10 protein-coding genes and 1 rRNA gene are annotated in these 13,050 nt (G+C 34.6%); 3 read left to right on the plus strand and 8 right to left on the minus strand.

The annotated features are described in order from the left end of the window. Positions 1-20 precede the first annotated feature (20 nt). The 3 genes from ggt to GCQ56_RS11495 all read left to right on the plus strand — a co-directional run bounded on the left by ggt (position 21) and on the right by GCQ56_RS11495 (position 3,855). Positions 21-1,709, plus strand: coding sequence for a gamma-glutamyltransferase (ggt, locus tag GCQ56_RS11485; RefSeq protein ID WP_152734595.1), 1,689 nt, complete (start codon positions 21-23; stop codon positions 1,707-1,709). 227 nt (positions 1,710-1,936) lie between these two features. Then, entirely contained in the window at positions 1,937-3,226 is a 1,290-nt protein-coding gene (locus GCQ56_RS11490) for an arginine deiminase family protein (protein WP_152734596.1), read from the plus strand. Between the two features lie 92 nt (positions 3,227-3,318). Further along, a complete protein-coding gene (locus GCQ56_RS11495; RefSeq protein ID WP_152734597.1) occupies positions 3,319-3,855 on the plus strand; it encodes an RNA methyltransferase in 537 nt (178 codons plus the stop codon). 1 nt (position 3,856) lies between these two features. Here the strand turns inward: GCQ56_RS11495 and GCQ56_RS11500 are convergent, their stop codons facing one another. From GCQ56_RS11500 to rrf, 8 genes are all read right to left on the minus strand, one after another. Further along, positions 3,857-4,675 carry a hypothetical protein gene (locus GCQ56_RS11500; RefSeq protein WP_152734598.1) on the minus strand — a complete coding sequence of 273 codons (819 nt, stop codon included), beginning with the start codon at positions 4,673-4,675 and terminating at the stop codon, positions 3,857-3,859. A gap of 116 nt (positions 4,676-4,791) precedes the next feature. Beyond that, on the minus strand, positions 4,792-6,516 hold the full coding sequence (locus GCQ56_RS11505) for a tetratricopeptide repeat protein (RefSeq protein ID WP_152734599.1): 1,725 nt from the start codon (positions 6,514-6,516) through the stop codon (positions 4,792-4,794). Positions 6,517-6,631: 115 nt separating this feature from the next. Beyond that, positions 6,632-7,267, minus strand: a complete 636-nt coding sequence (locus tag GCQ56_RS11510) for a deoxynucleoside kinase (RefSeq protein ID WP_152734600.1) — start codon at positions 7,265-7,267, stop codon at positions 6,632-6,634. A 140-nt stretch (positions 7,268-7,407) separates the two neighbouring features. Continuing rightward, entirely contained in the window at positions 7,408-9,525 is a 2,118-nt protein-coding gene (locus GCQ56_RS11515; RefSeq protein WP_152734601.1) for a prolyl oligopeptidase family protein, read from the minus strand. Positions 9,526-9,606: 81 nt separating this feature from the next. Next, on the minus strand, positions 9,607-10,095 hold the full coding sequence (locus GCQ56_RS11520; protein WP_152734602.1) for a hypothetical protein: 489 nt from the start codon (positions 10,093-10,095) through the stop codon (positions 9,607-9,609). 96 nt (positions 10,096-10,191) lie between these two features. After that, positions 10,192-12,324, minus strand: coding sequence for a polyribonucleotide nucleotidyltransferase (pnp, locus tag GCQ56_RS11525; RefSeq protein ID WP_152734603.1), 2,133 nt, complete (start codon positions 12,322-12,324; stop codon positions 10,192-10,194). Between the two features lie 101 nt (positions 12,325-12,425). Next, positions 12,426-12,695 (minus strand): 30S ribosomal protein S15, encoded by a 270-nt coding sequence (gene rpsO, locus GCQ56_RS11530; RefSeq protein WP_152734604.1) that lies wholly within the window; start codon positions 12,693-12,695, stop codon positions 12,426-12,428. 270 nt (positions 12,696-12,965) lie between these two features. After that, positions 12,966-13,050, minus strand: a 5S ribosomal RNA gene (rrf, locus tag GCQ56_RS11535); the annotation flags it as partial.

Raw genomic sequence — 13,050 nt, forward strand, 5'->3', positions numbered from 1 at the left:
ACTTCCTAAATCCTATTAACATGAAAAAAATTACTCCTCTGTTTTTTTTACTGATACTATCCATATTTGTTAATGCTCAAGACAGAATTACCGGATTAAACTTCACAACAAGATCTGAAGTTATAGCTCAAAACGGAATGGCTTGTACCAGTCAACCTTTAGCAACACAGGTTGCTTTAGATATTTTAAAAGCAGGTGGTAATGCCATTGATGCAGCCATTGCAGCGAATGCTACACTTGGTTTAATGGAACCAACAGGATGCGGGATTGGTGGAGATATTTTTGTAATTCTTTGGGATGCAAAAACTCAAAAATTATATGGATTAAATGGTAGTGGAAGATCTCCAAAATCACTAAATCTTGATTATTTCAAAGAAAATAAATTCGATAAAATACCATCATTTGGTCCTCTACCAGTTTCTGTTCCAGGTTGTGTTGATGGTTGGTTTACTTTACATGATCGATTTGGTAAAATGGAAATGGCAGATATTTTAAATCCCGCTATTCAATATGCTAAAAATGGTTTTCCAGTTAGTGAACTAATTTCATATTATATGAATGCCAGTGGAAATAGATTAAAGAAATACAAGGGATTTGCAGAAACCTATATGCCAAATGGCAAAATGCCACAGAAAGGTGAAATCTTTAAAAATCCTTATTTGGCTAATACCTACAAGAAAATTGCAAAAGGAGGTCGCGATGCATTCTATAAAGGTGATATTGCAAAAACAATTTCTAAATACATAAAAGAGCAAGGAGGATTTCTTTCTTACGAAGATTTGGCATCTCATAAATCAGAATGGGTAGATCCAATACCGATAGATTATAGAGGATATACTGTCTGGGAATTGCCTCCCAATGGTCAGGGTACAGCAGCATTACAAATTTTAAATATTCTAAAATATCATGATATTGCAAAAATGGGTTTTGGCAGCACTGATTATTTACACACATTCATCGAAGCCAAAAAATTGGCTTTCGAAGATAGAGCAAAATTTTATTGTGATCCTGATTTTTCCAAAATTCCAATTCGCCAGTTAATTTCAAACGAATATGCTTTGGAAAGAAAAAAACTAATCAATCCAAAAAGAGCAGCAAAAGAATATCCTGCCGGGGAACTGGAACAAGGAAATACAATTTACCTAACCATTGCCGATAAGGAAGGAAATATGGTTTCCTTAATACAAAGTAATTATCGTGGAATGGGATCTGGAATGACTCCTGATAAATTAGGTTTTGTACTACAAGATAGAGGTGAACTTTTTAGTTTGGAAGAAGGGCACGCAAATGTTTATGCACCAGAAAAGCGTCCTTTTCATACAATTATTCCAGCTTTTATCACTAAAAATGGCAAACCATTTATTAGTTTTGGTTTAATGGGTGGATCGATGCAACCACAAGGACATGCACAAATTGTAACTAATTTAATTGATTTTGGCATGAATCTTCAGGAAGCTGGAGATGCTCCTCGACTTCGTCATGGTGGATCATCTCAACCTACTGGCGAAAAAATGACTGATGGAGGTTGGGTTAGTCTGGAATCGGATTTTTCATATCAGGTAATTCGGGAACTTTTACAAAAAGGGCATAAAATTAAATTTGATGCAGGTGGATATGGTGGCTATCAGGCAATCATGTATGATGCTGAAAAAGGAGTCTATTTTGGTGCTTCTGAATCTAGAAAAGATGGTCAAGCTGCAGGGTATTAATGATTAATTTTAAATCATTTTATTTTACATATCTCATAATATTAATCGTGAATGGTGTCGCAGTCTATTTATCAAGATTTAAAAGGTTTTAAGCTCATTTCAGAAAAAATGAAATTTACTTAACGCATTCCTTTTGTATGCACCGAAATTTTATTTCTTTTGCAAATTACAAAATCAAGTATTTTTACAACAAACAACTTTATATAACAAGAGATAACATAGCAGGCATGACTAAGTATGTAGAATTAGATGTTAGATCGGAGATTGGTGAATTGGAGGGAGTAATCCTTCATACTCCGGGTTCGGAAGTTGAGAATATGACTCCTGAGAATGCCGAACGAGCACTTTATAGCGATATCTTAAACCTTGCTGTTGCAAGAGAAGAGTACAAGCAATTAAGCGGAGTACTTGGCGAGATAGCTGAAACTTATCAGGTAAAAGATTTATTGGCTAATGTTCTGAAAAACGAAAAAGCCAAAGAAGAAATTATCGATAAGATTTGCCTTATGGAACCACAGGTAGGTATTAAAGGAAATACCTATTGCATTAAGGATTATTTGCTTGATCAGGATCCAGTGGAACTAGCAAGATTATTAATTGAAGGTGTACCTCTTAAAGCTGATAATTTAACCAAGTTTCTAAGTAAAGAACGCTATGCAATGCGTCCATTGCACAATTTCTTCTTTACTCGTGATGCTTCTATGTCAGTGCTAGACGAAGTATTAATCGGGAAAATGGCTAATGGTGTTCGTGATCGCGAATCACTAATTATGCAAGCCATTTTTGATTATACTCCAGAGTTCAAAACCAAAACAGTTAATCCAATTGACAATCCTTTAGTGGATCCAAATTGTATGATTGAAGGTGGTGATGTTTTAATTGCTCGTGATGATATTTTAGTTATTGGGAATGGAACAAGAACAACTTCTCAAGGTATTGACTTTATATTGGCTCAATTACTTTCTCAAAAAGAGAAAAAACAGCGTCATATCTTAGTTCAGGAATTGCCTTCTCATCCAGAATCCTTTATCCACCTAGATATGGTTTTCACTTTGCTTGATGTAGACAAGTGTATGATTTACGAACCACTAATTGTTCGTCCTAACAAATATCAAACTGTTCACATTACTATAGAAAACGGTAAGGTAATTAACATCAAGCGAGAAAATAATCTACTTGAAGCTCTTAAGAAATTAGGAATGGATCTTAAGCCTATTTATTGTGGTGGAAATAATGATCCTTGGAATCAAGAAAGAGAACAATGGCATAGTGGTGCTAATTTCTTTGCTGTAGGACCTGGTAAAGTAGTTGGATATGGAAGAAATATCCATACTATGGAAGCAATGAATAAAAATGGTTTCGAAATTCTTCGTGCTAAAGATATTATTCGTCATAAGATTGAACTTTCTGATTACGAAAAATACGTAATTACAATTGAAGGATCTGAATTACCTCGTGGTGGTGGCGGTGCACGTTGCATGACAATGCCAGTGCGTCGTAAACCAGTTAATTGGTAATCATTTCAACAAAATAACACACAAAGGAATCCTATTCGGATTCCTTTTTTTATTTTTGTGCCTGATAAAGTAAGAATAGTAGCAAGATTGATATGAGAAAATTAAAAAACAGCGAATTAGAACGCAAAAGCATTGACGAGTTTAAGCAATCGGAGAAAACTCCAATCGTAATTGTTTTAGACAATGTAAGAAGCCTGAACAATATTGGCTCGGTGTTTCGCACTTCTGATGCCTTACTTATCGAAGCTGTCTATCTGTGTGGTATAACAGCTACTCCTCCGCACCGTGAATTACATAAAACTGCATTGGGAGCTGAAGATTCTGTAAATTGGGAATATTTCAAAAATACTGAAGATTCAGTTGCCCAACTTAAAGAAAATGGATTCGAAATTTATTCGGTAGAACAAGCTCAGAATAGTATTTCGCTAGAAAAATTTGAGGCTGACACATCAAAAAAATATGCTCTTATTTTCGGTAATGAGGTAAAAGGAGTTCAGCAAAAAATTGTAGATTCTTCTGATGGTTGCATTGAAATTCCACAATTTGGCACGAAACATTCTTTCAATATTTCAGTTAGCTGTGGAATTGTTTTGTGGGATCTATTCTCAAAACTCAATTATAAGAAATAGTCTACTCTTTAAGATTAAACTCTAAAGTGGTAACTGTTCCCGGAAAGGCTTTATCTGTCATTTTCGAAAAGGTGCGATATCCAACTTGTTTCCAAACACCATTTCCCGATAGAATTTGTATTTTCCCTTGATTCTGTTCTATAAATTGGCGTATGGTAAACAAACCTATGCCACCTTTTTGAGCTCTTTTTGAGCTTGTACCACTTTTAACAGCCCATTCAATTGCTGAAATATCATTTCTTGAAAATTCCTTATCCGTCACAACTTCTTTTAATGTTTTTCCCCTACTCGCAACAGTAATATATAGTTTCTTATTATACACCGAAAAATAATGAGCTATAAAAACTTCATGACACTGACTGTGTACAAATGCATTACGGAAAACTTCGGCAACACAAAGTTGAACCGCCATTTTTAAATGTGGATTAAGTGTTACATCTGGTCTTTCAGGAAAAATTCTTGTTTCCAGATATTCTGATAATGCTTCTTCATCAGCTGTTCCAAAATACTGACATTTGATTAAATGCTTCCAAAGAAATTTTTTGGTTGCTCCATTAATCAGTTTTTTAGTATTGAACAGATTCGAAATAGATTCCTGTAATCCGAGTAAACGAACTTTGTTGCGTTTTTTTTCTAATGTAGCTATTAAACATCCCAAAACCGAAAACAAATTCGATTCAAAAACTTTAGTTTCTTCAAAGTTCAAAACAACCTCTTCAGCGTAACATTTTCTGGTTTTTTCATATGTTTCAATGAAAAAAACCATAGCCTGAAAATTATTTGTCACTTTTTGCGGAATATCAACAACTGTCTTTTTCATACTAAATCCTTAATTAATAGGATCGACTAAGATAAAAAAATCACTCTATATAATGCATATATAAATAAAAAAAGGCGCCCGTAATGGGCGCCTTTCATATATATCGTAATTCTAAATTACTCAACAATAGCTTTGAATTTAGCATCTTCAAATACTTTTGCAAATTCCATATCAGTTTTTGCAGTAGCTTTTAAAGCAGCATCCTTAGCAACAGCAGTTTCAAGGTTTGTGAAAACCAAGTTGTTGTTGTCAGTTCTAGCACCAACTACAGCTTTCAAATAGTAAACCATAGCAGCATCGCTAGTGTTAGCATTTAATTTATCAAGAGCAACATTGTATTTTCCATCAAGGATGTTAGCTAAAGCAGCATTTACACCGTTACACTCACCAAAGTGCTTAACAGCAGTGTTGTATTCAGCTTTCTTAACAGATACAATACCTAAGTTGTAGTTAACTTCTTTACCAGCACCTGTAGCAGCTCCGAAAAGAACTTCAGCTTCAGCAACGTTACCGTTAACCAACTCAACAGCACCTAAGTTATTCTTAACAACCGCATTGTTAGCAGATAATTTATCAGCTTTCTCGAAGTTAGATTTTGCATCAGCAACTTTATTCATTCCGAATAAAATCATACCAGCATCGTTAAAACCTCTCCAGTCGTTAGAGAATTGCTTCTTAGCAGCTTCGTAAATTTTCAACTTATCATCAGCAGAATCAACTAAAGTTGCAGAAAATAATAATTCTTCAACGTTTAATTCAGCAGGATTATTCATTGCAAGATCTTTCAACTGAGCGTCAGTTTTACCAATTAGGTCAACGTTAACAGTAAATTTAGATCTTCTTAATTTAGGAAGTACTTCTTTCTTTACATCATCAAAAGCAGCAGAAATGTTTCTGATTTCTTTTTCACGTACTTCAGGATCTGAGTACATAGAAAGAACACGTAGAATCAATTCTTTATCCTGGATGTTTGAAGCTTTCATCAACTTCTGGAAACCTTCCCAGTCTTCTGGAGTTACTTTAGACTTGAAGAAATCTTCAGCAGCATACTCTTGCATCTTAGCTTTCTTCATCTCTTTTTTGATGTACTTTGAAGAAGAAACTTCACGCTTACCAGCTAGTTTCTCATTCCAGTCTTGCTTTCCATCAGGAGAAGCATAAGCTGAAACTTCTACACCTTTATATTCTTTGTTCTCGTCAGCTTTAACTGCATCTAAATATGCTTTTAATGCTTTCACATCTTCAGCTTTCATTTCTGACCAACGAACCTGAGAGCTGTTGATTAGGTAATGAAGATCTGCTTCCTGAGTTTCAGGAATAATTCTTTGGAAAGCATCTTTTCCTACGATGTTTCGAGGAGTGTTTTGAACCATAGTAGCTGTTGCGATAACACCATCAGCAATTTTATATGGATCAAAATCTACAGATTTTTCACCTTTACTACCAACCATTCTTACTTCAAGGTCAGAAATTCTCATCGCTTGCTCGTAAGGAATCTTACCAGTATAAGTGATTGTTTTACCAGTTTCAAAAGGAACTACAGTATTGTTTCCTTGAACTTTTTCACCTTGTAAAGTCTTAGAAGGAAAAGCTTTTTCGCCACCTTCATATTTAAGAACCGGAGTTGCAACAACAACTACGTTCTTATTAAAATACTTTGCAGGAATGTTTACAGTAACTTTTACATCAACCATATCAGCATGTGCTTCCAATACTTCAGGAGTCACCTGATACTTGATGTTACTAGCTTCTTTCTTCATTTTGTTTAGTCCGGCACAACTTGAAAGTACGATACCAGCTAACGCTAAAGAAGCTAAGGAAATAACCTTTGATCTTTTCATAACAACTACTTAATTATTTTAACTTTTAAAATTATAATCCAGTTCAAAAACAAATTTAAGAAAATTTTATGCAAATTAAATTTATTCGATCTTTTTATTTGAATATTCGGGGCTTTCAGAGAATTACTCTATTAACACCAAATTTACATTCAGTATTAAATATTGTTTCTGTAATTTTCTTATAATCTTCTTTGTTATTTACAAAGTCAATGTCGTTAGTATCAATCACTAAAAACTTTAAACCTCTTTGCTGTTTAAAGAAATCGAAATAGCTTTCCTGAATCTTTGTTAAATAATTTGCGGTAATATCTTGTTCATATTCTCTTCCTCTATTCTTAATGTTATGCAACAATTTTTCCGCATTTGAATGCAAATAAACATACAAATCAGGCTTAGGTAAAGAGTTGTAAATAATATGAAAAAATTGACGATACAAAGTATACTCATCATCTTGCAAGGTTTGCTTCGAAAAAATGAGAGACTTCATGAAGTAATAATCTGAAATGGTAAAAGATTTAAACAAATCTCTTTCACTCAGTTCTTTTTTCAATTGATTATATCGATCGGCAAGAAACGACATTTCTAATGGAAAAGAATACTTATCTGGATCTTTATAAAATTTCGGTAAAAAAGGATTCTCAGCGAACTGCTCCAATATCAATTTTGCATTACATTCCTCTGATATTTTGCGAGAAAGCGTTGTTTTACCTGCGCCAATATTTCCTTCAATTACGATAAAATTATAATCCATTAAAAACAAGTTTCAGTTTTGGAGACATAAAAATAGAAAATGAGCGGCAAATATCAGTCTTTTTTTGAAAAAAGGAAAAGCCATTTCGAATAAAAAATTCAAGAATGACTTCTCTTTGATTAAACTATTTTTTAAAACGACTAATTAAGTTCAGGTGTTATTCCCATATTGTGGAAAATAAAAGACCAAATATCAGTGTATTCCTCGATTTGTTTTGACGTTGGCATTCCGCCTCCATGTCCTGCTTTAGATTCAATCCTAATAAGCACAGGATTAAAACCCGAGTACTTTTCTTGCAAGGTTGCGATGTATTTAAATGAATGAGCTGGCACAACACGATCATCATGATCAGCAGTGGTAACCATTACAGCAGGATAATTAACATCCTGAATGTTGTGTATTGGCGAATATTTCAATAAATAATCAAACATTTCCTTATTATCAGCACTAGTTCCGTAATCTCCAGCCCAAGCCCAACCAATTGTAAACTTGTGATAACGCAACATATCCATTACTCCAACTTCTGGTATAGCAACTTTAAATAAATCAGGACGCTGATTGATAACTGCTCCTACTAACAAACCACCATTCGAGCCTCCTTTTAAAGCCAGTTTATCGGGATTGGTATATTTATTATCAATTAAATATTCTGCCGCTGAAATGCAATCATCAAATACATTTTGCTTGTTTAATTTTGTTCCTGCCTGATGCCAATCTTCACCATATTCTCCACCACCACGCAAATTAGCGACTACATATACACCTCCATTTTCTAACCAAACCAATCTTCTAGGTGTAAAATAAGGAGTTAAACTAACATTAAATCCTCCATAACCATACAGTAAACATGGATTATCTCCATTCAGTTTTGTCCCTTTTTTATACACAATAAACATTGGCACTTTTGTTCCATCCTTACTTGTGTAGAATTTTTGTTCGGTTACAAAATCATCTGGATTAAAATTAATTTTAGGTTGATAAAATATTTCTGATTTCCCTGTTGTGAAATCGTACTTATATGCTACATCAGGAGTCGTAAACGATTCGAAACTGTAAAATGCAATGTTCTCATCTTTTTTACCCGAAAAACTTCCTGCAGTTCCAATCCCAGGTAATTCTACATTTGATTCAAATGTTCCGTCTAACTTTAAGATTTCAATTTTTGAGTAAGCATCGTTCATATATGAGGCTACCATTTTTCCTCCCGCCAGCTTAACGCCACTCAAAACATTTTCCTTTTCAGGAATAAGAACCTCCCAATTCTCTTTGGTAGGATTATTTACATCAACTTCAACAACCTTGTATTTAGGTGCACCATTATTGGTAAACATTAATAATTTTCCATCAACATCATCAATAATGCTATGATTCAGTTCAATATCATCTGTAATTAATGTAAACTCGGAAGATTTATTTGTCAGATCTTTAAAATAAAGGGCATTTCCATGACTCGCTCCCATTTCTGAGAGAATCAAGTACTTTTCGTCATCGGTTACTCCAACTCCATAAAGTCTTTTCGGAAACTTCGAATTCTCATAAATCAACTCATCCTGTTCCTGTTTGTTTCCCAACTTGTGATAATATACTTTGTGATATTCGTTAGAATTTGACAATTCACCACCTTTTTCAGGTGCATCGTAACGAGAATAAAAAAAACCATTTTTATACCAGGAAACTCCGGTAAACTTTAACCATTGTAAATGATCATCTAAATCTTTTCCTGTAGTAATATCACGAATATACAATTCATTCCAATCCGATCCTGATCGAGCAATTCTGTATGCTAAATACTTGCTATCTTCAGACACAGCTATACCTGCAAGAGCAACCGTACCATCCTCCGATAAGGTATTTGGATCAAGTAAAATTGTTGCTTCATCGTCCAATGATTTTTGAACGTATAAAACATACTGATTTTGCAATCCATTATTCCGATAATGAAAATACAAATCGCCCTTCTTAAAAGGAACTCCAACTTTAGGATAATTCCATACCTCAGTAAGTCGTTTATTAATTTTTTCTCGATTCGGTATTTGCTCGAGATAAGCATCGGTGATCTTATTTTGTGCAATCACCCAATTCTTAGTTTCCTCCGAATTGTCATCTTCAAGCCAACGATAAGGATCTTGAACTTCTGTGTCGAAATATACATCAACAGTATCGACTTTTTTCGATAAAGGATAATTCATTTTTTCTTTTGGATTTGAACAAGCTCCAACAATCATGCAAGCGATTATGGGCAAAACTATGTGTTTCATGTAGCAAAAATTTAGAATTTATAGAAGTATTGTTGTGTATTTAACTAGTTAATCTAAAATACAATATACTTCACTCAAATCCTAAATCTGTTTGCCCTCGCGTTTACACAATTTATCTTTTTTACTTCCTAAAATATTGCCTGCAGTTAATCCAACTCCTGTGCATAAAAAGAACGTTGTTGGATTAAAACTAAAAAACATACCGTAAGAAACCAATAAACCAAACACAAGACCAACCAATGAGAATATGGCAGAATAAGTGTAGGTAAAATGATGAGCCTGATAAATCTGATGCGCATCCTTTAAATGTTTTATAAGTTTCTCAACTCTCTTTTCGTATTCGCTTCGATTTACACCCGATTTATTAATCAATCGATCCAAATCATCAACGATATTCTCTAATTCTTTCCTTCCATATTTACAATCTAAACACGAAGATTGCTTATCCAATATAGCTGCGATTCGTTTTAACTTCTCGATCTGATAAAATCGATAATCACGCACCGAAATCAATTCTTGTGCTTGTTCATCAACTTTCTTCGATATTTTATCAAGCCAGGTTTCTTCCATATTACTTTTTGTTTGAACTGCTAATTTAAGTATTCAGTTTAGAGCAAAAAAAAATCCCGGAATAAATCCGGGATTTCAAAACATATAATAAAATAATTATTTGTCTTTTTTCTCTGGCTTAGGCAAAAGAACCTTTCTTGAAAGTTTCAATTTACCAGATTTAGCATCAATATCGATCAATTTCACTTCGATTTCCTGACCTTCTTTCAATACTTCATCAACAGTGTTTAGTCTGCGATGCTCGATTTCAGAAATGTGAAGTAAACCATCTTTACCAGGAAGAACTTCAACGAAAGCACCAAAGGCAACAATCGACTTCACTTTTCCTTTATAGATAGTTCCAACCTCTGGAACAGCTGTGATACCTTTGATACGACCTAGTGCAATATCAATGGCTTCTTTGTTGTCAGCTGAGATATCAACATGACCTTTTCCATCAACTTCTTCGATAACGATAACCGCACCCGAAGTTTCTTGAATCTCCTGAATAATCTTACCACCTGGTCCGATTACTGCACCAATCATATCCTTAGGAATAACAAGTGATACAATTCTTGGAGCGTGAGGTTTAAGATCTTCTCTTGGAGTCTCAATTGTCTCAGAAATCTTATCTAGAATATGAAGACGACCGTCACGAGCTTGCATTAGAGCTTGCTCCAATACTTCGTATGGAAGTCCGTCAACTTTAATATCCATTTGAGTCGCAGTAATACCATCTCTGGTTCCTGTTACTTTAAAGTCCATATCACCCAAGTGATCTTCATCACCTAAGATATCAGAAAGAACAGCATATTTTTTAGCACCTTCAGTCGAGATTAATCCCATTGCGATACCTGTTACTGGCTTTTTGATTTGAATACCTGCATCCATTAATGCTAGTGTACCTGCACAAACTGTTGCCATTGAAGACGAACCGTTTGATTCAAGGATATCAGAAACAACACGGATAGCATATGGAGAATCTGCTGGAATCATACCTTTAAGGGCACGGAACGCTAGGTTACCATGACCTACTTCACGACGGCTAACACCACGGTTTGGACGGGCATCACCGGTTGAGAATGATGGGAAATTATAGTGAAGAACAAACTTCTCTTTTCCTCTGTAAAGTACATCGTCAACGATTTTTTCATCTAACTTAGTACCTAAAGTTACTGATGTTAACGATTGAGTCTCACCACGTGTAAATACAGCTGATCCGTGAGCACCTGGAAGGTAATCAATTTCAGACCAGATAGGACGAATTTGATCCGTATCACGACCATCAAGACGTTTACGATCTTCCAATACCATTTCGCGAACAGCATCTTTTTCTACATCGTGGTAATAACGTCCAATTAGAGACATGTTGATATCAGAAGCTTCTTTTCCTTCTGAATATTCTTCAACAAATTCTTTTTTAATTGAAGCAAATGCTTCAGCACGCTCGTGCTTATTTGGGTTCTGCAATCTTGCAGCTGCTAATACCTTAGCGTATGTTTTATCCACGATTAACTGACGAAGTTCTTCATCACTCTCCTCATGGCAATATTCTCTTTTTACAGTTTTACCTGTTAATTCAGCCAACTCAATCTGAGCTTGACATTGAATTTTAATGGCTTCATGACCAACTTTGATAGCTTCTAACATTTCAGCCTCAGAAACTTCGTCCATTTCACCTTCAACCATCATGATGTTATCCATGGTAGCCGCAATAATCATATCAAGATCAGCAGTAGCTAACTCTTCACGACCAGGATTGATCACCATTTTTCCATCTATTCTGGCAACACGTACTTCAGAAATTGGTTCTGCAAATGGCACATCTGAAACTGCAATTGCAGCAGATGCAGCTAAACCAGCAATTGCATCAGGCATATCATTAGCATCAACCGAAATAAGGTTAATTGTAACAAAAGTTTCTGCATGATAATCTTCTGGGAATAACGGACGTAGAGCACGATCCACAAGACGACAAACTAGAATTTCATGATCTGAAGGTCTACCTTCACGCTTCATAAAACCACCTGGAAATCTCCCTAAAGCACTAAATTTTTCTTTATATTCTACTGATAATGGCATAAAATCCACATCAGGTTTTGCATCCTTTGCGGATACAACTGTAGCCAACAGCATGGTCTTACCCATTTTTACTACTACAGATCCATCAGCTTGTTTTGCTAATTTCCCTGTTTCAATTGTGATGGACCTTCCATCACCTAAATCAATTATTTTTTCGATCACTTTCATCTTTGTGTAGTTTAATTCACACTTTTTTTTGGATAAGCAACAAGATGTTGCCTGAAATATAAAAAGCAATCCCGATTTCTCGGGATTGCTTTAATATGATATTATTTACGAATATTTAAAGCTTTAATGATAGCTCTGTATCTTTCAATATCTTTTGCTTTTAAGTAATCAAGAAGATTTCTTCTTTTACCTACTAGCAATTGCAGTGCACGTTGGGTACTGTAATCTTTTCTATTTTTTTTCAAGTGGTCTGTTAAGTGACCAATACGGTATGAAAACAAAGCGATTTGAGATTCTGCAGTCCCAGTATCTTTGTTAGACTTCCCGTACTTCTCGAAAAGCTCTTGCTTTTTCTCTGCTGATAAATACATAATTCTTTTATTTGAAAATTTAAAATTGTTTTATAGATTGCATTCCACAATCAATCTGCAAAATTAATCAATATTTTCTACAAAGCAATTTATAAAAGGAAAAACAGCAGAACTATTTACTGAATTTTACTGAAAGTTAAAGAGATAGATTGTACCTCTCAATTATTGAATAAGTAGTAGTGCTTAAAGAAGTGTAAATTGTATTTTCAATCTGAAAAAAGAACAAAAAAAAAAGAGTCTTACTCCATTTGGAATAAGACTCTTTTTAAAGGTTGGCGTCGACCTACTCTCCCACATTTCTGCAGTACCATCGGCGCTAACGGGCTTAACTTCTCTGTTCGGAATGGGAAGAGGT

Origin of the sequence: Marinifilum sp. N1E240 (assembly GCF_009295825.1) — a bacterium.
GTDB classification, from domain to species: Bacteria; Bacteroidota; Bacteroidia; order Bacteroidales; family Marinifilaceae; genus Marinifilum_A; species Marinifilum_A sediminis.

What these genes read in the sequence shown, in the direction of transcription:
- ggt (WP_152734595.1), top strand. Translation starts at nt 21, where the DNA reads ATGAAAAAAATTACTCCTCTGTTTTTTTTACTGATACTATCCATATTT.
- GCQ56_RS11490 (WP_152734596.1), top strand. Translation starts at nt 1,937, where the DNA reads ATGACTAAGTATGTAGAATTAGATGTTAGATCGGAGATTGGTGAATTG.
- GCQ56_RS11495 (WP_152734597.1), top strand. Translation starts at nt 3,319, where the DNA reads ATGAGAAAATTAAAAAACAGCGAATTAGAACGCAAAAGCATTGACGAG.
- GCQ56_RS11500 (WP_152734598.1), bottom strand. Translation starts at nt 4,675, where the DNA reads ATGAAAAAGACAGTTGTTGATATTCCGCAAAAAGTGACAAATAATTTT.
- GCQ56_RS11505 (WP_152734599.1), bottom strand. Translation starts at nt 6,516, where the DNA reads ATGAAAAGATCAAAGGTTATTTCCTTAGCTTCTTTAGCGTTAGCTGGT.
- GCQ56_RS11510 (WP_152734600.1), bottom strand. Translation starts at nt 7,267, where the DNA reads ATGGATTATAATTTTATCGTAATTGAAGGAAATATTGGCGCAGGTAAA.
- GCQ56_RS11515 (WP_152734601.1), bottom strand. Translation starts at nt 9,525, where the DNA reads ATGAAACACATAGTTTTGCCCATAATCGCTTGCATGATTGTTGGAGCT.
- GCQ56_RS11520 (WP_152734602.1), bottom strand. Translation starts at nt 10,095, where the DNA reads ATGGAAGAAACCTGGCTTGATAAAATATCGAAGAAAGTTGATGAACAA.
- pnp (WP_152734603.1), bottom strand. Translation starts at nt 12,324, where the DNA reads ATGAAAGTGATCGAAAAAATAATTGATTTAGGTGATGGAAGGTCCATC.
- rpsO (WP_152734604.1), bottom strand. Translation starts at nt 12,695, where the DNA reads ATGTATTTATCAGCAGAGAAAAAGCAAGAGCTTTTCGAGAAGTACGGG.